General features: G+C 74.5%; 18 protein-coding genes and 2 tRNA genes. 11 read left to right on the top strand and 9 right to left on the bottom strand.

Annotated features, from left to right (window positions below; all coding sequences use genetic code 11):
* Positions 1-22 precede the first annotated feature (22 nt).
* Complete coding sequence (locus tag AES38_RS01975; protein WP_053773555.1) at positions 23-2,842, bottom strand: hypothetical protein; 2,820 nt, start codon at positions 2,840-2,842, stop codon at positions 23-25.
* Positions 2,839-4,854 (bottom strand): S53 family peptidase, encoded by a 2,016-nt coding sequence (locus tag AES38_RS01980; protein ID WP_053773556.1) that lies wholly within the window; start codon positions 4,852-4,854, stop codon positions 2,839-2,841. The genes AES38_RS01975 and AES38_RS01980 overlap by 4 nt, the downstream gene beginning before the upstream one ends.
* A gap of 233 nt (positions 4,855-5,087) precedes the next feature.
* On the opposite strand from AES38_RS01980, the gene AES38_RS01985 reads away from it, so the two are divergent.
* Positions 5,088-5,822 (top strand): TetR family transcriptional regulator, encoded by a 735-nt coding sequence (locus AES38_RS01985; protein WP_053773557.1) that lies wholly within the window; start codon positions 5,088-5,090, stop codon positions 5,820-5,822.
* Positions 5,823-5,895: 73 nt separating this feature from the next.
* On the opposite strand, the gene AES38_RS01990 is transcribed toward AES38_RS01985, so the two are convergent.
* The 3 genes from AES38_RS01990 to AES38_RS02000 form a co-directional block, all read right to left on the bottom strand.
* Positions 5,896-8,067 carry a phosphocholine-specific phospholipase C gene (locus AES38_RS01990; RefSeq protein WP_053773558.1) on the bottom strand — a complete coding sequence of 724 codons (2,172 nt, stop codon included), beginning with the start codon at positions 8,065-8,067 and terminating at the stop codon, positions 5,896-5,898.
* A 273-nt stretch (positions 8,068-8,340) separates the two neighbouring features.
* Positions 8,341-8,973, bottom strand: coding sequence for an alpha-ketoglutarate-dependent dioxygenase AlkB (locus AES38_RS01995; protein ID WP_053773559.1), 633 nt, complete (start codon positions 8,971-8,973; stop codon positions 8,341-8,343).
* Positions 8,974-9,036: 63 nt separating this feature from the next.
* Positions 9,037-9,717, bottom strand: a complete 681-nt coding sequence (locus AES38_RS02000) for a Pr6Pr family membrane protein (RefSeq protein WP_053773560.1) — start codon at positions 9,715-9,717, stop codon at positions 9,037-9,039.
* A 78-nt stretch (positions 9,718-9,795) separates the two neighbouring features.
* On the opposite strand from AES38_RS02000, the gene lplAB reads away from it, so the two are divergent.
* Entirely contained in the window at positions 9,796-10,845 is a 1,050-nt protein-coding gene (gene lplAB / locus AES38_RS02005; protein WP_053773561.1) for a lipoate-protein ligase LplAB, read from the top strand.
* A 254-nt stretch (positions 10,846-11,099) separates the two neighbouring features.
* Here lplAB and AES38_RS02010 read toward each other — a convergent pair whose 3' ends face one another.
* Positions 11,100-11,384, bottom strand: coding sequence for a GNAT family N-acetyltransferase (locus AES38_RS02010; protein ID WP_011931728.1), 285 nt, complete (start codon positions 11,382-11,384; stop codon positions 11,100-11,102).
* 109 nt (positions 11,385-11,493) lie between these two features.
* Here AES38_RS02010 and AES38_RS02015 point away from each other — a divergent pair, with 109 nt between their 5' ends.
* Positions 11,494-12,381: an amidase domain-containing protein gene (locus AES38_RS02015; protein WP_053773562.1), complete on the top strand. Its 888-nt coding sequence runs from the start codon at positions 11,494-11,496 to the stop codon at positions 12,379-12,381.
* On the opposite strand, the gene AES38_RS02020 is transcribed toward AES38_RS02015, so the two are convergent.
* Both AES38_RS02020 and pgm read right to left on the bottom strand, forming a co-directional pair.
* Complete coding sequence (locus AES38_RS02020) at positions 12,378-12,875, bottom strand: ribosomal maturation YjgA family protein (RefSeq protein WP_053773563.1); 498 nt, start codon at positions 12,873-12,875, stop codon at positions 12,378-12,380. The genes AES38_RS02015 and AES38_RS02020 overlap by 4 nt on opposite strands.
* 67 nt (positions 12,876-12,942) lie before the next feature.
* Entirely contained in the window at positions 12,943-14,583 is a 1,641-nt protein-coding gene (pgm, locus tag AES38_RS02025; RefSeq protein WP_053773564.1) for a phosphoglucomutase (alpha-D-glucose-1,6-bisphosphate-dependent), read from the bottom strand.
* 49 nt (positions 14,584-14,632) lie between these two features.
* Here pgm and pheA point away from each other — a divergent pair, with 49 nt between their 5' ends.
* Complete coding sequence (pheA, locus tag AES38_RS02030; protein WP_053773565.1) at positions 14,633-15,595, top strand: prephenate dehydratase; 963 nt, start codon at positions 14,633-14,635, stop codon at positions 15,593-15,595.
* 10 nt (positions 15,596-15,605) lie between these two features.
* On the opposite strand, the gene AES38_RS02035 is transcribed toward pheA, so the two are convergent.
* Positions 15,606-16,973: an APC family permease gene (locus tag AES38_RS02035; protein WP_053773566.1), complete on the bottom strand. Its 1,368-nt coding sequence runs from the start codon at positions 16,971-16,973 to the stop codon at positions 15,606-15,608.
* 140 nt (positions 16,974-17,113) lie between these two features.
* Here AES38_RS02035 and serS point away from each other — a divergent pair, with 140 nt between their 5' ends.
* The 7 genes from serS (at position 17,114) to AES38_RS02070 (ending at position 23,547) form a co-directional block, all read left to right on the top strand.
* Positions 17,114-18,394, top strand: coding sequence for a serine--tRNA ligase (serS, locus tag AES38_RS02040; RefSeq protein ID WP_053773567.1), 1,281 nt, complete (start codon positions 17,114-17,116; stop codon positions 18,392-18,394).
* Entirely contained in the window at positions 18,391-19,212 is an 822-nt protein-coding gene (locus AES38_RS02045) for an HAD family hydrolase (RefSeq protein ID WP_053773568.1), read from the top strand. Before serS ends, AES38_RS02045 begins: the two co-directional genes overlap by 4 nt.
* Before the next feature lie 19 nt (positions 19,213-19,231).
* The gene (locus AES38_RS02050; RefSeq protein WP_053773569.1) at positions 19,232-20,296 is read left to right on the top strand and encodes a zinc-dependent alcohol dehydrogenase; all 1,065 of its coding nucleotides are present in this window, start codon (positions 19,232-19,234) and stop codon (positions 20,294-20,296) included.
* A gap of 196 nt (positions 20,297-20,492) precedes the next feature.
* A tRNA-Ser gene (locus tag AES38_RS02055) sits at positions 20,493-20,577 on the top strand.
* A 16-nt stretch (positions 20,578-20,593) separates the two neighbouring features.
* Entirely contained in the window at positions 20,594-21,862 is a 1,269-nt protein-coding gene (locus tag AES38_RS02060; RefSeq protein ID WP_053775616.1) for an LCP family protein, read from the top strand.
* A gap of 400 nt (positions 21,863-22,262) precedes the next feature.
* A tRNA-Ser gene (locus AES38_RS02065) sits at positions 22,263-22,354 on the top strand.
* Between the two features lie 122 nt (positions 22,355-22,476).
* Positions 22,477-23,547 (top strand): LacI family DNA-binding transcriptional regulator, encoded by a 1,071-nt coding sequence (locus tag AES38_RS02070; RefSeq protein ID WP_053773570.1) that lies wholly within the window; start codon positions 22,477-22,479, stop codon positions 23,545-23,547.
* Positions 23,548-23,632 lie beyond the last annotated feature (85 nt).

Below are 23,632 nucleotides of genomic sequence, written 5' to 3' on the forward strand. Positions count from 1 at the left end.
GCGTGCGGCGTGATTCGTCGGGTCAGGCGCGCGCGGGGCGGTCCGTCCGCGTGCGGCGGCGGCGTCGCGCCTCGAGCGCGGCCGCGGATCCCACGACCAGCAGCAGCGCCGCGAGGGCGAGCGCCGCCGCGGGCGAGGATCCCGTGCGCGGCAGCGATCCGCGGAGGCCCGCGCTCGCGCTCGCGCCCGAGGTGCCGGCCGGGCTGGATCCGTCCGCCGACAGCGCGCCGGGGGACGCGGTGCCCGCGCCGGCCGGGGCCGACGAGGATCCGCCGGACGCGGTGCCGCCCGAGCCCGAGCCGCCGGGCGTCGTGCCGGCGTCGCCCGGGTCCGCGGCCACCGCGGCCGTCGTGACCACCGCCGCGGACACGTCCGCGTCGAGGCCGGACGCGTCGACCAGGTGCAGGCCCGTGACCGTGCGGGACGCGCCCGCGGTCACGTCCTCGGCGAGCACCGCGGATCCGCCGTCGGGCAGCGCGAACCGCGTGCCCGGGGCGATGTCCCCGGCCGCGAGCGAGGCGCCCGCGATGGTGCCGCCGTCGCTCGAGACGTGCGCCGCGCCGCCGTCGACCCGGACCCGGAGGCCCGAGATCCGCACGGCCAGGCGGCTGCCCGGGTAGAGGCTCACGTCGTCGAGCGTCGCGCTGCCCGCGCTGCTGCTCGACGCGAGGCGGATGCCGGTCGCGCGGATCTGGCCCGCGGCGCCGTCCCCCGCGGTCGTGCCCGCGTCGGTCGCGGCGTCGTCGGCCGCGAGGGCGTCCGGGGCGATCCGGGCGGCGCTCGCGTCCGCGTCCGGCCGCGCCACGGGCGTGGCGGCGACCGCGCTCGGCCCCGTCGCGCGGATCCCGTACGCGGACCACCCGGTGGGCGCGGCGTCCGGCACGATCGGGGTGGGCGCCGGCGACGGATCCGGCGCGGGCGTCGCCCCACCGCCCGCCGCGATGGTCACGACGCCCAGCCGGACCTCGGGGTGGCGGCCGGTGAGGTCGCGGTAGTGCAGCGCGGTGAGGGTCACCGTGCCGTCGGACGCGACCGTCCGCTCCCCGAACCGGACCTCGACGCGCGGCGTGCCGTGCTCGTCGACGCCCGTGTAGAGGTCGGTGGTGGTGTCGATCCAGACCCCGTTCACGAAGACCGCGTCCCCCGCGTCCGCGAAGGACACCGTCATCGCGCCCGCGGCGGAGACGACCGCGTGCAGGCCGTCCACCCGGAGGGCGGGCCAGCGGTAGTCGGCGAGCGGATCCGTGGCGGCGCCGGGCACCTGCCGGAACGCGCCCACGTCGACCGTGGCGGTGCCCGCGGCGTCGCCCGTGCCGAGGTCGACGGCGACGGCGGTCGCGGTGTCGGGATCCGTCCCCGTGCCGGTCACGGCGTCCGCCGCCGCGTGCGGGGCGGCCGTCGTCGCGGCCGGCTGCGGCGCGACGAGCACCGTGCCGTCGGGCGCCGTGACGCCGACGCCGTACGCGCCCACGACCTGCCCGGCCGCGGGCGGCACGACGACCGTGCCGAGGCGCACGTCCGGGTGCGCGCCCGTGAGGTCGCGGTAGTGCACCGCGGTGACCGTGACGGTGCCGTCCGCCGCGGTCTCGTGCTCGCCGAACGCGACGGTGACGCGGGGCGCGCCCTGCTCGTCGACGCCCGTGTAGAGGTCGGTCGTGGTGTCGATCCAGCGGCCGTCCACGAAGACCGCGCTGCCGGGATCCGCGAACTCCGTCGAGACGGCACCCGCGGGCGTGATCGTGGCGGTGAGGCCGTAGACGCGGAACGCCGTCCAGCGGTACTCGGCCAGGGGGTCGGCGGGCGCGCCCGGCAGCTGCTCGAAGGAGCCGACGCCGACCGTGGTGGTGCCGTCCGCGCCGGTCGCGACGCGCACGGATGCGGCGTGCTCGGCGGATCCGTCGGCCGCCGGGAGCGCGTCGGCCGTGGCCTCGCGATCGAGGCCCTCGACGCGCGGCTGCCCGTCGATCACGCGCGTGCCGTCGGGTGCCGTGACGGTGACGCCCGTCGCGACGCGGCCGGTGGCGTGGGCGGGCGCGGGATCCGGTGCCGGGCTCGGATCGGGCGCGGGGGCCGGACCCGGGTCGGGCGCGGGCGTCGGGGTCGGCGTCGGCGCCGGGGTGGGCGCGGGCGTCGGCGAGGCCGACGGCGTCGGCACCGGCACGGTCGCGGCGCAGGTCACGGATCCCGCGCGCACGCGCCAGATCTCCGACGCCCCGGCCTCCGCCTCCAGGTCGATGCCGACGGTGGTGGCGGATCCGTCGTCGCCCGTCGCGGTGGACCCCACGATGACGCGGGTCGCCCCGTAGACCGACTCGGGGAGGTCGCGCGACCAGCCCGGCGTCGCGTCCGCGTCGGCGGTCACGTCCACCCCGCCGATGGTCAGCCGGTCGAGGTGCACGGCGGGCGTGCCGCCGGGCGTGCACGACACGGTGAGGCCGGAGAAGACGATCGCCGGCCGGTCGCGCAGCGTGAGCTCGCCGCTCGCGACGCTGCTGGTGGCGCCCGTCGGGCCGGCCGTGGACCGGAGCCCGGTCGTGCGCGTCGTGTTGAGCTTCATCACGTCGCCGGTGGACCCGGCCTCCCGCGTCACCGCCTGGCCCGCCGACCACTCGGCGAGCGGCGTGGGCGCGGTGAGCGTGTCGCCGTCGATGTCGACGATCTCCACGCCCGAGGCGCGCGCGAGCACGACGTCGGCCGCGTGCGCCGCCAGGGGCACGAGCCCGCCGAGGGCGAGGAGCGCCGCGAGGGCGGTGGCGCCGGTCGCGCCGAGGACCCCGAGGGCTCCGCGCGCGCCCGGGCGCGCCGTCGCCCGGTGCGATGCCCGGACCGCAGCCCGGCTCATCGTCCGGCTCCGGCGCCGAGGCCCTCGATGAACGCGCGGCCCGCGGGCACGCCGGCCCCGGTCACGTCGTCCCAGCCGGGGGCGGAGCGGAGCCCCTGCCTCCCCGTGTCCCACATGAAGAGCGTCTCGGGCCACAGCGCTCCCGCCGAGGGTCCCCGGGGGGACCACGTCGCCGCCGAGGCGGGCTGCACGTCGCGCAGCGCGGACGTCCCCATCAGCGCGTAGAGGGCCGGGCTCGCGAGCCCGAAGCGACGGCCGGTGACGGCCTTGGAGATCGCCACCATGGAGGCGACCATGGGCGTCGCGAGGCTCGTGCCGCCGTGCGCCGCGTACTCGGTGCGGCCCTTGTGCGGGCCGTACGTGATGAAGCCCGTGTCCGGATCCCCGAGCGACGCCACGTCCGGCAGCAGCCGTCCGGTGCCCGCGACGGCGAGCCGGTCGGCCTGCCAGGTGGGCCGCGCGTACTCGGCCGACTGGCCGCCACCCGCGCCGAACGCGAAGCCCGGCGGGATCAGGGCGCCGTTCCGCGCGAAGCGGGTCTCGGTCTCCCAGCCCGCCTCCACGGCGATCGAGCCGTCCTCGGCGAGGCCCGTGCTCGTCGCGCCGACCGCCGTCACGTACGGGCTCGACGCGGGCGACGCCACGGTCGCGTTCCCACCGTGGTCGCCGACGCCGCTGTAGTCGCCGTCGTTGCCGGTGGACGCGAAGACCGACACGTCGCGCGCCGCCGCCTCCACGAGCACGCGGTTGAGGAGCTCGCGGTCGTCGGCCGTGTCGAGGCCCTCCATCGCGCCGAAGGACAGGCTGATCACGTCGGGGCCGTCCTCGGCCGCGTCGAGGATCCGCGTGTAGAGGCTCGTGCTCGTGCAGTCGTCGGCGCCCCAGTAGGAGACGGCCGCATCGGGCGCCATCGCGTGGACCGCCTGCACGTCGAGGTGCTGCTCGTCCGTCCACGCCGTGGGGCCGCCGCAGATGCCGGTGCGCGGCGCGGCGGACGGGTGGTCGCGGTACTGGCCCGCGGTGAACGCGGGCTCGCCGACCGCGCGGGAGTAGGTGTCGGTGTCGGCCCGGGTGTCCGGGTCGTCGTAGGCGGCGACGATCGCGATGGTCGCGCCGGCTCCGCGGTCCTCGGCGGGCACGTCGTCGACGCGCCTGAGCTGCGCCGGGCCGTAGCCGCACAGCGAGTTCGAGCGGTGGGCCACGTCGACGGAGGCGGGCCACGCGTCGGTGAGGCGCTGGCCCCACCAGGCGGCGCACGTGCCGTCGTCGGCGGAGGAGGCGGGGGATCCGCCGGTCACCTGCCCGGGGACGGGCGCGGGGACCGGGGTGGCGGCATCGGGAGCCGGCGCGGCGTCGGCGGCCTGCGCGTCGTCCTGCTCGGCGTCCGACGGCATCAGCACGTCGCCCTGGACGGTGCCGGCGACGCCGCGCACGGCGTCGAGGACGGCGGGCACGGCGAGCGCGCGCTCCGGGGCGACGACCTCGCGGCCGCCGACGCGGAAGCGGGCGAACCCGGTGTCGAACGCCCGCGACGCGAGCGCGAGCGTGCCGGAGACGGGTAGCGCGCCGACCTCGCCGCGGACGGCGCCCACGTCGAGGCCGCGGTCGCGGAGCCAGGCGGCGACGGCGGGGGCCGCGTCGGGCCGGGCCGGGTCCATGAGCACCGTGAGCGCGACCGTCGCGTCAGCGGGCGCGTCGCCGAGCCGGGTGGCGGAGACCGAGGCGGGCCAGGCCGGAGCGGACCCGTCGAGCGTGCGGAGGCCCGAGGCGGCGTGCGCGGCGGCCGGGTCGGCGTCGGCGGACGCGGACGCGGATCCGGTCCCCGTCAGCGCGCTCGCGACGAGCGCCGCGACGGCCGCGAGGGCGACGACGCCCGTGCCGAGGGCGACGGACCGGGCGCGCGGCGGCCGCGCGAGCCCGCGGGCGAGGGCGCGGATCCGGCCCTCCGTCGGCGGGCGTTCGGCGGGCCTGCGGGCCTCGGCGGGGAGGAGGGACGAGGGGCGAGAGGGCATGGCGGATCCAGCTTCGATTCGGGGGGTGTGCGCGAGGGCGCGAGCGGATGCTATCCCCCCTTGAGAACCGTTCTCACCGCCTGTGGAGAGGGGTGGCACGCGACACCCGCGGCCGTCCTCCGCCGCCCCCGGGACCCGTCCGCGGTGACCGCGCGACACCCGCGCGTCGTCTTCCCGTCGATCCGCCCGGGTACGATCCCTCCACTCCCGAGCGGGAGCGGAGGGAGCACGACATGAACCAGCGGCAGAAGGCCGTGTCCCGGGCACGGCGCGAGATCGTCGAGGCGGCGGGCGCGCAGTTCGCGACCCACGGCTACGAGGGCACGTCGTTCTCGCGCGTGGCCGAGGCGATGGGCAAGCCCAAGTCGGCCATCGGGTACCACCTCTTCGCGTCCAAGGAGCGCCTCGCGGGCGCCGTGGTGGAGGACCAGGAGGACCGCTGGCTCCGCATCGAGGCCGCCCTCGAGGACCGGGGTCCGCTGGAGGACCTCATCGTCTTCCTCCTCACCGCCGCGCGGACGGTGGAGGTCTGCCCGGTCGCCGCCGGCGCCATCCGCCTCCTCCAGGACATGCCGCGGCTCGGCCTCGCGGTCGAGCGCCGCTTCGACGTGTGGCGCTTCACCCGCGAGCACCTCGAGGCGGAGCTCGCGGTGCAGGGCGTGCGCGCGCCGGATCTCGACGCCGCGGTCGACGTCCTGCTCAGCGCCACCTTCGGGGTGCTCTCCTACCGGTCGCCGAGCCTCGACGGGTGGGACGCCGCCGATCGGCTGCGCAGCCTCTGGATCCCGCTGCTCACCCACCTGGGGCTCGAGGACGCGGCCGAGGTCGTGCGCGCCGCCCAGCCGATCGACCTGGCGCGCGTGGAGGAGGGCCGCCCCGACGCGTCCGAGGCGCACGTCGGGGTGGCGGGCCGCGTCGCGGACGACGACGACGCCGCCTCCGCAGGCCCGGAGCGCGTCCGCGCCTGACCCGCCCGGCGCACCGCGCACGACGCCGGCCGGCCCCTCGGGGACCGGCCGGCGTCGTCGCGCAGGCGCCGCGCTACTGCACGCGACCCGCGTACCGGTGGCGGAAGCCGTCGCCGGCCGTGACGACCACGTCGTAGTAGCCCCACCGGTCCACCGGCCAGTCGACCGTCGTCGTGCGACCGGGCTTCACCGTCTCGTGCCGCACGCGCGTGATGAAGTCGTTCGCGGTGAGCGTGTACCTCACCGACGGGCTCCCGTCGTTGTCGAGCGTGATGCGCAGCAGGGGCCGGCCGTCGTCGACCGTCTCCGCCGTCACCCGGGGCACGGGCACGTCGGCGCGCGCGGCCGGGACCACGGATCCGGCGAAGCGGCGCAGGAAGCGGTCGGGCCCGTAGACGCTGAAGTCGTAGGCGCCGCCGTGCGCCGCGCTGTCCCAGGTGTAGGTCGCCGTGGAGCGCGGCGCCACCGTCGCCGGCGTGGACGCGAAGGGCAGCGCGATGTTCGGGAACACCTGGTGCGAGACGCCCTGGCTGCCGCGGTTGCGCATCGTGAGGGTCACCGCGCCCGTGCCGCGGTCGATCACGACGTCCGCGTCCTGGCGGTAGGGGAGCGGCCGGTGGCGCATGGATCCGCGCTCCTGCTCGGGCATCCGCTGCGCGCCCACCGCGGGCTCCCGCACGGGCGGCTTCGCCATGTCGGCGTCGGCGGCCGCCACGAGCGCCTGCGTCGCGCGGAGCGGCAGGACCTCGCGGGCCGTCGGGATGGAGAAGTCGGGGTGCGCGAAGTCGAAGCACGACGTGAGGTCGCCCGAGATCGTGCGGCGCCACTCGGAGATGTTGGGCTCGCGCACGCCCGTCCAGGTCTCGAGGAACCGGATCACCGAGGTGTGGTCGAACACCTGCGAGTCGACCCAGCCGCCGCGGCTCCAGGGCGACACCACCGTGAGCGGCACGCGCGTGCCGTAGCCGATGGGCAGGCCGTCGACGTACTCGTCGGGCGTGCCGGGCTCGGCGAGCGGCGGCAGCTGGTGGTCGAAGTAGCCGTCGTTCTCGTCGTAGTTGATGAGCAGGACCGTGCGCGCCCAGGTGTCCGGGTTGCTCATGAGCGCCTGGATGACCGCGTTCGTGTAGTGCGCGCCGTAGTCGGGGCTGGCCTTCGGGTGCTCGCTCCAGCCGTAGGGCGCGACGACGTAGGAGACGGCCGGCAGGGTGCCCGCCGCGGCGTCGCGCCCGAACTCCTCCAGGAGGTGCGTGACGTCGAGGCCCTTGCCGGAGTCGGGCTCCCACCCGTCGTGCAGGCCGCCGTCGAGCGCGAGCCGCCGCGTCGCGGGATCCGAGGAGGCGAGCGCCTCGTGGTACTGGTGGAACAGCCACAGCGGGTTGTCGCCGTAGTCGCCCACGTACGGGTGCGTGCCCTCGTCGCCGACCTCGTCGTTCGCGTAGGTCCTCCAGGTGATCCCGGCCTGCCGCAGCCGCTCGGGGTAGGTCGTCCAGCCGAAGACGGGGGCGTAGTCGTCGGGGTTGTCGATGGCGGGGCCGCCGGCCTTGCCTCGCGGGTCGATCGTGCCGGTCCACTGGAAGAGGCGGTTCGGGGTCGTCGGGCCGATGAGCGAGCAGTGGTAGTGGTCGGCGATCGTGAACGCGGAGGCGAGGGCGTGGTGGAAGGGCAGGTCGTCCTTCGTGAAGTAGCCCATGGTCTGCTCGCTCTTGGCGACCACCCAGTTGTCCCACGCGCCCTCGTTCCAGGCGACGTGCCCGCCCTTCCAGGAGTGGTCGAGGCCGCCGGCGCCCTGCGCGTTGCAGCGCGACGAGTCGAGCGGGAAGGGGAGCATGCGCCCGCCGTCCGGGCGGCTCGCGTCGGGCTGCGCGAAGACGGTGCCGCCGCCCGGCAGCTCCACGGCCTGCTTGTCGCCGAAGCCGCGGACGCCCGGGAGGGTGCCGAAGTAGTGGTCGAACGAGCGGTTCTCCTGCATGAGGATCACGACGTGCTCGACGTCCGCGATGGATCCGGTGAGGTGCCTGCGGGTCGCGGCGGCGGCCGAGGTGCTGCCTGGTGCTCCGACGGTGGATCCCGCGGCGACGCCGGCCATGATCGCGGCGGCGCCGCCGAGCAGGACGGTGCGCCGGCTGACGCCCGGTCGGATGCCGGCGCGGTAGGAGCGCGAGGGGTCGAGCGGCGGCGCGGCGTCGACGCCGGCCTCGAGGTCGACGTCCGGGGCGTGCTCTTCGGGCTTGGAGGTGCTCACGGTGACGGTCCTTCTTCCTGGATCGTGCCGCGCCCGACGGGCGGGGGATCCCGCGGGGCGGCGACGCGGAGGGCGCGGTCCGTCACGGTCTCCCGCGGGGACGCGCGCTCGGCTCGACGCGGGGGATCCCGGCGGGTCGCGCCCGGGAGCGTCGATGCCAGGCGCGATCCTCCCCGCCCGAGGGGAACAGCGGGTCGCCGAGCGCGACATCCGGCGGCATGCCTCCTGAACAGCGGGAGCGTTCCCCATCCGGCCGCGGATGCCGCGGATGCCTCAGGCGGGCCAGACCGGCCGGAACTGGATGCTGATGCGCGGGCCCACGGCCTTCTGCGTCTTGAGGATGGCGTGCTCGTGCGTGCGCTGGGCGCTGCCGCCCATGACCACGAGGTCGCCGTGCCCGAGCGGGAACCGCCGCACCTCCCCGCCGCCCTTCGGTCGCAGCGAGAGCGTGCGGGCGGCCCCGACGGAGACGATGGCGACCATGGTGTCGCGGTCGATGGCGCGCCCCACCCGGTCGCCGTGCCACGCGACGCTGTCGTCGCCCGTGCGGTAGAAGCAGAGCCCGGCGGTCTCGAGCACCTGACCTGCCGGACGGCCGTAGTGGTCGTTGAGCGCCTCGCGCGCCTCGACCAGCACGGGCGCGGGCAGCGTCGCGCGCGGGCCGAACCAGGAGAGCAGCCGCGGCACCTCGACCACGCGGCCGTGCATGAGCCGCGTGTCCGCCGTCCACTCCACGTCCTCCACGAGGCGCTCGAACAGCGCGTCGGAGTCGGTGACCCAGCCGGGCCGGATGTCGAGCCAGGCGCCCTGCCCGAGATCGAGCCGCTCCACCTCCGCGCCGAGCGCGCCGATGGCCGGCTCCGCCTGGAGGTCGTCGAAGAGGGAGGCCTGGAACGCGATGCTCATGGCGCGAGCATAGCCCGGATGTTCGAACGCATGTTCGAACGGGCGGGTGCGGGGAGAGCCCGCTCAGGCCGCCCGGGCGCGGGAGCCGCGCCGTCCGGCCCAGGTCAGCAGGAGCGTCAGCCCGCAGATCAGCGCCGCGATGACCACGACCCACACGGCGACCGCGCCGTACCCGCCGCCGTCCGTGGCGGGATCCAGGAACGGGTACGGGTAGTAGGTCGCCGCCCCCGTGACCTCGTTGCCCGTGACGGGCCCGCGGGCGAGCGTGACGGCGACCCAGACCAGCGGGAACACCACGACCCGGCCGACGGCGCCGTAGCCGAGCGCCCGGCGGTCGGGCGCGAGCAGCCAGTCGGCGAGCACGAGCAGGGGCACGACCACGTGCAGCACCTCGTTCGACCACGGGAGGTTGCCGCCCGGGATCGTCGGCAGCCCGCGCAGCAGCAGGTTGTAGACCGCGCCGGTGGTCACCATGTAGGTGGTCGCCGCCAGGCGGAGCGTGGTCCAGCCGCGTCCCGGCAGGGGAGCGTGCCGCAGCAGCCGCAGGGCGCCGACGGCCATGACCACGGCGGCGAGCAGGTTCGACTGGATCGTGAAGTACATGAGGAAGTCGATCGTCTTGCCCCAGATCCCCTCCACCCCGATGCTCCGCCAGTACGAGGAGCTGACGACGTACTGGCTGGTGACGGCGACGAGCACGGTCAGGGCGGTGAGGAGGCGGACGACCGCCCAGGTGATGCGCACGCTCCACGGTCGCACATCCGCCGGGCGACGGCGATCCGCGGACCGTCGGCGGCCGTCGCCGCGGCCTAGGCTGGGCGGATGCATGGTGAGTACAAGGTCCCCGGCGGCAAGCTCGTCGTGGTCGACCTGGACGTGACCGACGGCCGCATCTCCGGCTTCCGCCTCGCGGGCGACTTCTTCCTCGAGCCGGACGACGCGCTCGAGGCCATCGACCGGGCCGTCAACGGCCTCCCCGAGGACAGCGACGCCAACGCGATCGCCGCCGCCATCCGCCGCGCGCTCCCGCCGGAGGCCACGCTCCTCGGCTTCTCGCCCGAGGCCGTCGCCGTCGCGATCCGCCGCTCGCTCGCCCGCGCCACCGACTGGGGCGACTACGAGTGGGAGGTCATCCACGACCGCGCCTACCGGCCCGTCGAGCAGATGGCCCTCGACCAGGTGCTCGCCGAGGAGGTCGGCGCCGGTCGCCGGAACCCGACGCTGCGCATCTGGGAGTGGGACCAGCCGGCCGTCGTCATCGGCAGCTTCCAGTCGCTGCGCAACGAGGTCGACGCCGAGCAGGCCGCCTCCCACGGCTTCGACGTCGTGCGCCGCGTCTCCGGCGGCGGCGCGATGTACATGGAGGCGGGCGCCGTCATCACGTACTCGATCTACGCGCCCGTCGACCTCGTGCAGGGGATGACCTTCGCGGACTCCTACGCCTACCTCGACGAGTGGGTCATCACCGCGCTCCGCTCGCTCGGCATCGACGCGTCGTACCAGCCGCTCAACGACATCACGAGCCCCACCGGCAAGATCGGCGGCGCCGCCCAGAAGCGGCTCGGCGCCGGCGCCGTGCTGCACCACGTCACCATGAGCTACGACATGGACGGCGAGAAGATGGTGCAGGTGCTCCGCATCGGCCGCGAGAAGATCAGCGACAAGGGCATCACGAGCGCCGCCAAGCGGGTGGATCCGCTCCGCAGCCAGACGGGCATGAGCCGCGCCGAGATCATCGACCGCATGAAGGCCACGTTCACGGGCCTCTACGGCGGCAAGCCCGGCGAGGTCACGGCGGAGGAGTGGGCGAAGACCCGCCAGCTCGTCGACGACAAGTTCTCCACGCCGGAGTGGCTCACGCGCGTCCCCTGACCGGACGGCCCGCGTGCCGGATCCGCGCTGTCCGCTCCGCGTACGCCCTGTCCGCTGCGCGCAGGCGGCGCGCGGCGCACGGGACCGCGCGCCTAGAGTCACGCTGTCGTCCTTCCGGCCCCCGAGGGGCCGAGCGGCGACGGCGGTCCGACCGAACCTCCTCCGGAGGCTGCGCTCGAGACCGCGGGCGGCGGGGCGACCCGCCAGGGGGAGCGGACTCGCGAGGCGCATGCGCGCCCCGCGAGCACCCCGGCTCAGCCCCGCTCGAGCAGCTCCCGGTAGTCCGGGTGCTCGTCGATCCACTCCGCCACGAACGGGCACGCGGCCACGACCGTGCGGGATCCGCCTCGCACGTCGTCGAGGGCGGCCCGCACCAGCTCGCCGCCGAGGCCGCCGCGCCGCTTCGCGGGGTCGACCTCCGTGTGGGTGAAGACGATGCGGTCGCCCTGGATCAGGTAGTCCGCGAAGCCCGCGCGCTCGCCGTCGAGCCACAGCGTGTAGCGCGAGCCGTCGGGGTCGTGGGTCACGTCGACGCTCATCCCGCCACCCTAGGCGTCGGTGCGGTGCGCGGTCGATCCGCAGGGTGCCCGGGTTACCCTGGTCGGGCCCGGCATCCCGGCGCACCCCCCCTACCTCCCGGAGCAGCTCGTGACCGCCGACATCCGCCGCCGCAGCATCCTCGCCGCCGCGCTCGCGGTCCCCGTGACCGCCGCCCTCGCCGCCTGCACGCGCCAGGAGCCCGCCCCCCGCGCCACCCTCGGCGCCGACGGCCAGCCGGCCGCGTCCGGCTCGCCCGCCGTCTCCGCGGTCGAGCCCGCGACGCTCTCCGTGTCGGGCGGCCAGACCGTCACGCTCACGGGCGCCGGCCTCTCCGGCGCGACCGCCGTCATGTTCGCGGGCACCGCGGGCACCGACGTGAAGGTCGCCGGCGACGGATCCGTCACGGTCGTGGCGCCCCGCTCCACCGACTACGAGGACCGGTCCGCCGACATCCAGGTCATGGCCGGCGACGCCCCGCTCACCACCGCGACCGCCGCGTACGCCGCGCAGACCCCCGTCGACAAGCAGCTCCAGTACGCGCTCGCCCACTGGGACTCCTACAACCTGCAGGAGTACGGGAACTTCAACCCCTCCGGCGGCGACTGCGTCAACTTCGTGAGCCAGACCCTCATCCAGCGCGGCTGGGAGATGACGACCGAGTGGCACAACCGCGGCGGTGGATCCGATTGGACCTACGCGTGGATCCACGTGCCCACCTTCGACAAGTGGCTCACGGCCAACGCGTCCACGCTCGGGATCACGCGCCTCGAGCTCGCGGACCGCGACAAGTTGAAGGTCGGCGACATCGTCATCTTCGACTGGAACCGCAACTCCTCGCCCGACCACACGCAGATCGTCTCCGCCATCGAGCCGAAGGCGGGCGGCAACGTCGTGAAGATGGTCGGCCACAACCTCGACAACGACTACCGCGACCTCGACGCCACCATCACCACCGAGCACCCCGGTGCCGAGGTGCACTTCTGGAGCGTCTCCTAGCGCACGTCGCCCACGTCGCGTCCGACCCGCAGCAGCCGGTCGACGAGGAGCACGAGCAGCACGCCCACGGCGTAGGCGGCGAGGTCGACGGGGTCGTACCCGGTGCCGAGCAGCAGCCGGCAGAGGGGCACGTGCACCGCCCAGATCGCGGGCCACCCGGTGATCTGCAGCAGCTCGATCCCCGTGCACCACACGAGCACGGCGGCCCCGTGGACGACCGTGTCGACGCGCGGGAGCGCCGCGATCAGCGCGAGGTGGATGGCCGCCGCGTAGAAGACGTCCGGCCAGAGGCCGCGGCCGTCCGAGTGCGTGACGACCATGCCGGCGATGACGACGGCGAGCAGCGAGCCCAGCGCGAGGATCCGCCGGCGCGCGTGTCCGTCGGGCAGCCGCACGTCCCGGTCCACGACCGGCGCGGCGTCGGCCGGACCGTCGGCGGGGTGCATCGACGGCTCGTCCCAGACGAACGCATCCACATCCCCCGAATGGCGCATGCTCCAACCCTAGGCATCGCGGATGCGAACCCGCCCGGGCGGCCTCGCATCCGCGGGTCCTGTGTCCTTAGGCGCCGAGCGCGGCGTCGACGATCCGCTTGGCCTCCGCCTGCACCGCGTGCAGGTGGTCGAGGCCCACGAACGACTCCGCGTAGATCTTGTAGACGTCCTCGGTGCCGCTCGGGCGCGCGGCGAACCACGCGTTCCCGGTGACGACCTTGACGCCGCCGACGGCCGCGCCGTTGCCGGGCGCGGTGCTGAGCTTCGCGGTGATCGGGTCGCCCGCGACCTCGGTGGCGGTGATGGCGTCGCCGTCGAGCTTGCCGAGCGTGGCCTTCTGGGCCTTGGTGGCGGCGGCGTCCACGCGCTCGTACACCGGGTCGCCGAAGCGCTCCGTGAGCTCGCGGTAGAGCACGCTCGGCGTCTTGCCCGTGACGGCGAGGATCTCGGCGGCGAGCAGCGCGAGGAGGATCCCGTCCTTGTCCGTGGTCCAGACCGTGCCGTCCATGCGGAGGAAGCTCGCACCGGCGGACTCCTCGCCGCCGAAGCCCACGGATCCGTCGACGAGGCCGGGCACGAACCACTTGAAGCCGACCGGCACCTCCCAGAGGCGGCGGCCGAGCGACTCGGCGACCCGGTCGATCACGCTGGAGGACACGAGCGTCTTGCCGATGGCCGCGTCCTCGCGCCAGTGCGGGCGGTGCGCGTAGAGGTAGTCGATCGCGACGGCGAGGTAGTGGTTCGGGTTCATGAGCCCGGCGTCGGGGGTGACGATGCCGTGGCGGTCGGCGTCGGCGTCGTTGCCCGTGAGGATGTCGAAGTCGTCCTTGCGCGCGAGCACGCTCGCCATGGCGGAGGACGAGGACGGGTCCATGCGGATCTTGCCGTCCCAGTCGAGCGTCATGAACGACCACGCGGGGTCGACCTCGGGGTTCACGACCTCGAGGTCGAGGCCGTGGCGCTCGCCGATCGCGGCCCAGTACTCGACCGAGGCGCCGCCGAGCGGATCCGCGCCGATGCGCACGCCGGCCTTCCGGATGGCCTCCATGTCGATGATGGAGCCGAGGTCGTCCACGTAGTGGCCGAGGAAGTCGTAGCCCTCGACCTGCCCGCGGGCCTCCTCGAGGCTCACGCGCCTCATGTCGACGAGGCCGCCCGCGATGATCGCGTTGGCGCGCGACGCGATCCATCCGGTGGCGTCGGAGTCGGCCGGTCCGCCGTGCGGCGGGTTGTACTTGAAGCCGCCGTCGGCCGGCGGGTTGTGGCTGGGGGTCACGACGATGCCGTCGGCCACGTCGTCGTCGCCGTGCTCGTCGTCGCGGTTCCAGCGGAGGATCGCGTGGGACAGGGCGGGGGTGGGGCACCAGGAGTCGCGGGAGTCGGCGAGCACGCGCACGCCGTTGGCGACGAGGACCTCGAGCGCGGTGTCCTCGGCGGGCTTCGAGAGCCCGTGGGTGTCGCGGCCGATGAACAGCGGGCCGGTGATGCCCTGCTCGGCCCGGTACTCCACGATCGCCTGCGTGATGGCGAGGATGTGGTCCTCGTTGAACGCGGTCTTCAGGGAGCTGCCGCGGTGGCCGCTCGTGCCGAACGCCACCTTCTGCTCCGGGTCCTCCACGTCGGGGTGGAGGTCGTGGTACGCCCGGATCAGCTCGTCGATGTCGATGAGGTCGGACGGGAGGGCGGCGGTGCCTGCGCGGTCATGCATGGATCCATCCTGGCACCGGGCCCCGCCGATTCCCATCTAGGGTGCAGGCATGGCCGAGACCCCGCGACCCGATGAGACCTACAGCTACCTCGGGCCGTCGGGCACCTTCACGGAGGCCGCGCTCAAGCAGGTGGACGCGGCGCGGGGCCGCACCTGGCGCGCGGTCAACAACGCGTCGGAGGCGCTCGCCGACGTCGTCGCCGGCACCTCGGTCGCCGCCATGATCGCCATCGAGAACTCGGTCGAGGGCGGGGTGACGGCCACGCAGGACGCGCTCGCGAACATCCCGGGCCTCCGGATCCTCAGCGAGCACCTCGTGCCCGTCGCCTTCGACCTCGTGGTGCGGCCGGGCACGGCGCTCGCCGACGTGCGGACGGTCGCCGCGCACCCCGTCGCCTACGGGCAGTGCCGCCGCTTCCTCGAGCGCGAGCTGCCGACCCACGAGCACGTGCCCGCGTCCTCGAACGTGGCAGCGGCCCTGTCGCTGCTGGACGGCGGGATCGCGGACGCCGCCATCGCGCCGCCGCAGATCACCGAGAGCCAGCCGCTCGAGGCGATCGCCCGCGGCATCGGCGACAACCCGAACGCCGTCACGCGGTTCGTGCTGGTCGGCCGCGCCACCACGCTGCCCGCGCGCACGGGCGCCGACAAGACGAGCCTCATCGTCGAGCTGCCCGACGACCGCGCCGGATCCCTCCTCGACCTCCTCGAGCAGTTCTCGACCCGCGGCGTGAACCTCGCGCTCATCCAGTCGCGCCCCATCGGCGACGAGCTCGGGCGCTACCGGTTCGTCATCGACGCGGAGGGCCACGTGCACGACGAGCGCGTGGCCGACGCGCTGCTCGGGATCCGCCGCTTCAGCCCCCGGGTCACGTTCCTCGGCTCGTACCCGCGGGCCGACGGCACGCCGAGCACCTACCGCGCGCGGTACGAGGACGACGTGTTCCTCGAGGCGCGCGACTGGCTGCGGGCGATCGTCTCGGCAGAGCCCGGCGCGGGCGCCGACTCCTAGGCGCCGACTCCTAGGCGCGGTCGCCCTCGCGGCCCACGCCCTTCGACCGCGCGCCCGTCGCCCGGCTGACCAGGTAGAGCACCACGCCGACGGCCAGGAGGATCGCGCCGAACAGCCACACCTGCCCGCTCTGCTGCGTGAGCAGGAGGATGCAGGACAGCGTTCCGAGCACGGGGATCACGGTCCAGACCCGGAAGTGCGCGTGCGCGACGCGGTCCCTCCGCAGCACGAGCACGGCCACGTTGGTGCTGATGAACACGAACAGCAGCAGGAGCACCACGGTCTCGGCGAGCGTGCCCACGTCGCCGACGGACGTGAGCGCGACGGCCACCAGCGTGGTCGCGACGATCGCCACCCACGGCGTCCGGCGCCGCGGCAGCACCCGGCCGAGCACGCCCGGCAGGAGGCCCTGCTCGCTCATGCCGAAGGTCACCCGGCTCGCCATGATCATGGTCAGCAGCGCGCCGTTGGCCACCGCCACGAGGGCGATGAGGCTGAAGACCCACGGCGGGATGCCGACGCCGGTCGCCTGCACGACCGCGAGCAGCGGTCCGGTGGAGTCGGCCAGCTCCTCGGGCGGGAGCGCGGCGGAGCTCGCGAGGGCGACCAGGACGTAGACGACGCCCGCGGTGGAGAGCGAGCCGAACAGCGCCTTCGGGTAGACGCGGCTCGGATCCCGCACCTCCTCGGCCACGTTGGCGCTCGTCTCGAACCCGACGAACGAGTAGTAGGCGACGATCGCGGCCGAGAGCGTGGCGAGCGCCGCGTTCGACCCCTCGGGGAACACGGTCACGCGCGACACGTCGCCGCCCCCGCCGCCCAGCATCACGGCCACGACGACGATCACGATCACCAGGCCGCTCAGCTCGACCACCGTCATGACCACGTTGCCGCGCATGCTCTCGGTGATCCCGCGGGCGTTGAGCGCCGCGACCAGCAGCAGGAAGACGATGGCGGCGGGGACCCGCGGCACGTCCATCACGGGCGCGAGCAGCGTCGAGAGGTACTGGCCCGCGAAGGCGAGCGACAGGCCCGCGGCGCTCACGACGCCGGCCGCGAGCATCGAGAAGCCCACGAGGAACGACACGACGGGCAGCTGGAAGGCGCGCTCGGCGAAGATCGCGGCGCCGCCCGCCTTCGGGTACTTGGTGACGAGCTCGGCGTACGAGCCCGCGGTGAGCAGCGCCAGCAGCAGGGCGACCACGAGGGGCACCCAGAGGGCGCCGCCCACGTCCTCCGCCAGCGTGCCCATGAGCGCGTAGATCCCCGCGCCGAGCACGTCGCCGAGGATGAAGAGGAACAGCAGCGGTCCGGTGATGGCCTGCTTGAGCTTCGAGCCGCCGGAGGCGTCCTGCCCGGTGTCGGTCGTGGTGGCCATGTCGTCCCTCGGTCCGCGTCGTCGGGCGGATCCCGACGGCCGCGCTCGCGCGCGGCACCCTGACAGCCTGGCCCGGATCGACGCCCGCGACCGGGGTCGCCCGCCCCGACGCGCCCGGGCCCCTTCGTTAGAGTGACGGGGTGATCGATCCGCAGACCCTCCGCGACCATCCCGACCTCGTCATCGCCTCGCAGGAGCTGCGCGGAGCCTCCGTGGAGGCGGTGGACCAGGCGGCCCGGGCCGACGCCGAGCGTCGGCAGGCGATCACCGCCTTCGAGGGCCTGCGCGCCGAGCAGAACGCGCATGGCAAGCTCGTCGCGAAGGCCGACAAGGCCGACAAGCCCCGCCTCATCGCCGAGGTGCAGGAGCTGAAGGCCCGCGTCACCGCCGCGCAGGAGCGCGCGCAGGAGGCGGAGGCCGCGTTCGACGAGGCCATGCGGCGGATCCCGAACATCGTCATCGACGGCGTGCCCGCGGGCGGCGAGGACGACTGGGCGCTCGTGCGCGAGGTCGGCGAGAAGCCGTCGTTCGACTTCGAGCCCCGGGACCACCTGGAGATCGGCGAGATCCTCGACGCCATCGACATGGGCCGCGGCGCCAAGGTCTCCGGCGCGCGCTTCCACTACCTCAAGGGCATCGGCGCGCAGCTCGAGATCGCGCTGATGAACTTCGGCCTGGCCCGCGCGCTCGAGGCCGGGCTCGTGCCGCTCATCACGCCCACGCTCGTGAAGCCCGAGATCATGGCCGGCACCGGCTTCCTCGGCGCCCACGCCGACGAGGTCTACCGGCTCGAGGACGACGACCTCTACCTCACGGGCACGAGCGAGGTGGCGCTCGCCGGGTACCACGCCGACGAGATCCTCGACCTGGCCGAGGGGCCCGTCCGCTACGCCGGCTGGTCGACCTGCTACCGCAAGGAGGCGGGCTCCTACGGCAAGGACACCCGCGGCATCATCCGCGTGCACCAGTTCCAGAAGCTCGAGATGTTCTCCTACGTCGACCCGGCCGACGCCGAGGCCGAGCACGAGCGCCTCCTCGCCATGCAGGAGCGCATGATGCAGGACCTCGGCCTCGCCTACCGCGTCATCGACACGGCCGCGGGCGACCTCGGATCCAGCGCCGCCCGCAAGTACGACGTCGAGGCGTGGGTCCCCACGCAGGACGCGTACCGCGAGCTCACCTCCACCTCGAACTGCACCACGTTCCAGGCGCGCCGCCTCGGCACGCGCTTCCGCGGCGAGGACGGCCGCACGTCGCCCGTCGCCACGCTGAACGGCACGCTCGCCACCACACGCTGGATCGTCGCGATCCTCGAGACGCACCAGCAGGCCGACGGATCCGTGCGCGTGCCCGAGGCGCTGCGCCCGTACCTCGGCGGCCTCGAGACGCTGACGCCCGCGACGGCGAAGGCCGCCCGATGACCCCGCGGGTGACCGACGCCGACCGCCTCCTCATCGCCCTCGACATCGACGGCACGCTCCTCGGGGAGGACGGCTCGCTCGACGAGTCGGTCATCCGCGAGGTCCGGCGCGTCGAGGAGGTCGGCCACCTGGTCATGCCCTCCACCGGCCGCTCGGTCGCCGACACCCTGCCGATCGTCGAGCGCCTCGGGATCCACCCGCGCTACATGGTCTGCTCCAACGGCGCCATCGTGCTCGAGCGCGACGCGGACGCCCCCACGGGCTACGCGCGCCGCTTCGTCGAGACCTTCGACCCCTCCGAGGTGCTGCAGCGGATCCGCCCCCACCTCGCGAGCGGCCGCTACGCCGTCGAGGACGCGGACGGCGTGTACCTCTACTCCGGCGGCGACTTCCCGGACGGCGCGCTGGAGGCCAACGGCCGCCACGTCGAGTTCGAGGAGCTGCTGCACGTGCCCGCGACGCGCGTCGTCGTCATCTCGCCCGGCCACGACATGGAGGACTTCCAGGACGTCGTCGAGCGCATGGGCCTGCACCGGGTGAGCTACTCCATCGGCTGGACCGCCTGGCTCGACATCGCGCCCGACGGCGTCAACAAGGCCACGGCGATGGAGCGCGTGCGCGAGCTGCACGGCATCGCGCGGACCCACGTCGTCGCCATGGGCGACGGGCGCAACGACATCGAGATGCTGGAGTGGGCCGGCGAGCACGGACGGGGCATCGCGATGGGCCAGGCGCCCGCCGAGGTCATCGCCGTCGCGAGCGAGGTCACGGGTCCCATCACCGAGAACGGCGCCGCCGCGATCCTCGCCCGCCTCTGACTCGGGCGAGGATGGGGGGATGATCCGCATCGACCCCTCCCCGATCTCCGCCCGCTACGCCGTCGTCGACGGCGACCGCTCCCTCGCCTTCCACGAGGAGGAGGTGGGGGCGCCCGAGCCCCACCAGGTCGTCGTCCGGATCCGCTACACGGGCGTCTGCGCGACCGACACCCACGCCTGGGCTGCCGACGGCTTCGTCCCCGCCGCCGTCTTCGGCCACGAGTGGACCGGCACGGTCGTCCGCGCGGGCGCCGACGTGACCTCCGTGGCCGAGGGCGACCGCGTCGTCGCCGGCGTGGGCCCCGCATGCGGCACGTGCGCCATGTGCCGCGCCGGCCACGGCGACACCTGCGACACGGCCTTCGCGGAGGCCAACGGGATCTCCGAGGGCGCGCCCGCGCACGGCGCGTTCGCCACCCACGTCACGGTCTCCGCGCGCCGCGTCGTGCGCGCCCTCGACGGCCTCACGGACGAGCAGCTCGGCCTCGTGGAGCCGACCGCCGTCACCTTCCACGCCGTCCGCCGCGCGGGCCAGGCCCTCGGCGACGTCGTCGTCGTGCAGGGCGCCGGGCCGATCGGGCTGCTCACCGCCCAGCACGCGCGCCACGCGGGCGCGGGCGTCGTCCTGGTCGTCGAGCCGTCCGAGCCGCGTCGCCGCGCCGCGGCCGACCTCGGGTTCGCGGAGGTCCACGAGCCCGGCCAGGCCTTCCGCGACCGCCTCCTCGAGCTCAGCGACGGCCTCGGCGCCGACGTGCTCTACGAGTGCACCGGCGCCGCCGCGCTCCTCCAGCCGAGCGCCGAGCTGGTGCGCCGCGGCGGCACCCTGGCGCTGCTCGGCTATCCCATGTCCGCGTCCGAGGTGTCCTACGGCGACTGGCAGAGCCGCGAGCTCACGGTCGTCGGGTCCCTCGCGTACTCCCACAGCGACTTCGTCGGAGCCATGCGCGCCCTGGCCGACGGCTCCGTCGACGTCGGGCCGCTCGTGACCGGGATCCTCTCCCTCGACGAGCTGCCGGCCCTCCTCGCCGAGCTCGACGGCGGCACCACGCGGCACGCCAAGGCGCTCATCGAGCCCGGTCGCTGACGGGAGGGGCCGCCCGCCTCCGCGGCGGGCGTCGGCAGCCGATTCCCCACCTGGGGAGAGTTCAGCCGCCTCTGATCCTCGGCATGCGAGAGTGGCGCCTCCCGCGCGGCCACCCGGCCGCACCACCGCGGGCCGACCGGCCACCGGTAGGATCCTTCACGATCGCCCCGCCCGCCCCGCGGGAGGGCGCGCATCGGGAGGGCTGTCCGAGCGGCCGATGGAGCCAGTCTTGAAAACTGGTGGGCAGAGATGTCTCGTGGGTTCGAATCCCACGCCCTCCGCCCGGAGAGGAACCGCATGAGCGACGCGCCCCTGCGCCCCCGGCGAACCGCCACGCCTCCCGTCATCGCCCGCCACGGACGGCTGGGACGCCCGAGCGCGGTGCGCACCCTCCTGCTCGGCACGGCCTTGACGCTCGTGGTCATCATGGTCAGCGGCCTCTCCGTGGCCACCATCGCCCTGGCGGACCTGAACAGGTCCGTGCAGGCGAACACCGTCGACATCAGCGACGGCACCGAGCAGACCACGGTCGGCGTCGGCGCGCTCGACGGCGGCTTCAACGTGCTGCTCGCCGGATCCGACACCCGGCAGGGCCAGGGCGACGGCTACGGCAAGACCGACGGCGCGCTCAACGACGTCAACATGGTGCTGCACGTCTCGGCCGACCACTCGCAGGCCACCGTCGTCAGCCTCCCGCGCGACATGGTCGTGCCCATCCCGGCGTGCGCGCGCAGCGACGGGTCGGGGACCGCTCCCGCCATGTCCGCCGCACCGCTCAACACCGCGCTCTCGGACGGCGGACTCCCGTGCGTCGCGAAGACCGTCGCCCAGTTCACCGGACTCGACATCCCCTACGCGGCGCTCATCGAGTTCAACGGCGTCATCGAGATGTCCAACGCGGTCGGCGGCGTGCCCGTCTGCCTCGCGAGCCCGCTCAAGGACAAGCGGACGGACCTCGACCTCCCGGCGGGCGTGACCCCGTTGCAGGGCAAGGAGGCGCTCCAGTTCCTCCGCACGCGCCACGCGGTCGGCGACGGCAGCGACCTGGCCCGCATCAGCAACCAGCAGGTCTTCCTCTCGGCGCTCGTGCGCACGATGAAGCAGTCCAGCACGCTGTCGGACCCCACGCGCGTCTACGGCCTCGCCAAGGCCGCGGTCGACAACATGCAGCGCTCCACGTCGCTCGACTACCAGACCATGGCGTCCATGGCGCTGGCGCTCAAGGACATCCCGCTCGAGCAGGTGCACTTCGTGCAGTACCCGGGCACGACCGCGGGCACCGGCGTCTACGCCGGCAAGGTGCAGCCGCTGAAGACGGACGGCGACCAGCTCATGCAGCTGCTGAAGGCGGACGCGCCGTTCGAGGTGAAGGCCGGCAACACGGGCCTCGGCGCGGTGGCGGAGAAGCCGGCGGGCTCCACCCCGGCGCCGTCGGCCAGCTCTCCCGCGGCCGGCGCTCCCGCCGCGGGCGGGTCCACGCCCGACCCGTCCGCGCCGACGGTCCTGCCGGAGGCGGTCACGGGCACGGATGCCGGCACGGTCACGTGCTCGAAGGCGTTCAAGTGAGGCGCGGCGCGCGCACGCGATGAGGGCGACGGGTCCTCGCCGCACACCCTATGCAGCGGGGACCCGTCTATCTCGTTCAGCTTTCGACCCGAATCCTCCGCCGGACGAGAATCTCGTGTTCTCGCCCACGGGGGGCTCGCGACGTCGTCGCGTGCGTGAGGGTGAGCGGCGCCGGTTCGGGGGATCCGGGACCGCGGCCACGTGGGCGAGCGGGACATCTCTGGGCTGACACAGCGACACGCGCGGGGTAAGCCGGTCGGGTCCGGCACACGCGTCGAGAGAGACACTACGTGTCCGTCGAATGGGGGACAACCGCGACGCACCCCCCGTTCGGGCCGACGCCCCGGGACGCGGGGATGTGAGCATGCCGCCGCGTCCGGTACAGTGGACGGGTACGTCTGGAGACGTCGCATAGTTCGGCCTAGTGCACCACCCTGCTAAGGTGGAGTACCCGTATGGGTACCGTGGGTTCAAATCCCACCGTCTCCGCCATCCCTCCCTCGCGGAGCCCCTCTCGATCGTCGTCCGCGACGACCGTCTCTCGCGGTCTCGTGCTGCGCGGCCGCCGCGGGCCCGGCCGGTCGCCGCGTCCGCGTCCGCCTAGCATCACCTCCATGAGCGACACGTTTCCCGATGCGCCACGGCAGCCCGACCCCGACCACGGCGCCGGCACGACCCTCGGCCTCATCGCGCGCGAGGCCAACGTGTCGATCGGCACGGTCAGCAAGGTCCTCAACGGCCGCAAGGGCATCTCGCCCGCCACCCGCGCGCGCGTCGAGGAGCTCATGGAGCTGCACGGCTACAGCCGCCGCGGGGCCGAGCGGCCGCACGGGGCGCTGATCGAGATCGTGCTCGAGGTCGTCGACACGGGCTTCTCGGTCGACCTGCTGCGCGGCGTCTCCGCGGTGGCGCGCGAGCACGCGCTGAGCGTCATCGTCACCGAGCACGGGCGCGGCAACGCCCTCGACGGGGACTGGATGTCCGGCGTCATGCAGCGCCGGCCGATGGGCCTCGTGCTCGTGTTCTCCGACCTCGCGCCCGCGCAGAAGCGGCAGCTGCGGAGCCGTGGGATCCCGTTCGTGGTGGTGGATCCCGCGGGGTCGCCGGCCGCGGACGTGCCGGCCGTCGGATCCACCAACTGGGAGGGCGGCCACGCCGCGGGGGAGCACCTGCTGGGGCTCGGGCACACGCGCATCGGCGCGATCAGCGGCCCGAGGGACCGCCTCTACTCGCGGGCCCGCATGTCGGGCTTCCGAAGCGCGCTCGAGGCGGCCGGCCCCGCGGTGTCGCTCGTCGAGGTCGAGGGCGACTACGGGCGCACCGCGGGCCACCGCGCCGGCCACGAGCTGCTCGACGACGCGGTGCGCCCCACCGCGATCTTCGCCGGCAACGACGAGCAGGCGCTCGGGCTCTACGAGGCGGCGCGGGAGCGGGGGATCCGCATCCCCGACGACCTGTCCGTCCTCGGCTACGACGACCTCCCGTTCGCGCGCATCGTCTCGCCCGCGCTGAGCACGGTGCGGCAGCCCGTGCGCGAGATGGCGGAGGCGGCGGCGCGCATGGTGCTCCGGATCCGCGAGGGCCGGAGCGACGAGCCCACCCGGCTCGACCTCGCGACGGCGCTGGTGGTCCGCGGCAGCACGGGGGCCCCGGCCTCGACGGATGCGGTGTCGTCGCCCGAGTGAAACGTTTCCGATCGCGCGCGCCCTCCTTGCCCCGCCGGACCGCGGGTGCGTAGCGTTCGAGACGCGCACGGCAGCAGCCCGGACG

This window comes from Clavibacter capsici (assembly GCF_001280205.1).
GTDB classification, from domain to species: Bacteria; Actinomycetota; Actinomycetes; order Actinomycetales; family Microbacteriaceae; genus Clavibacter; species Clavibacter capsici.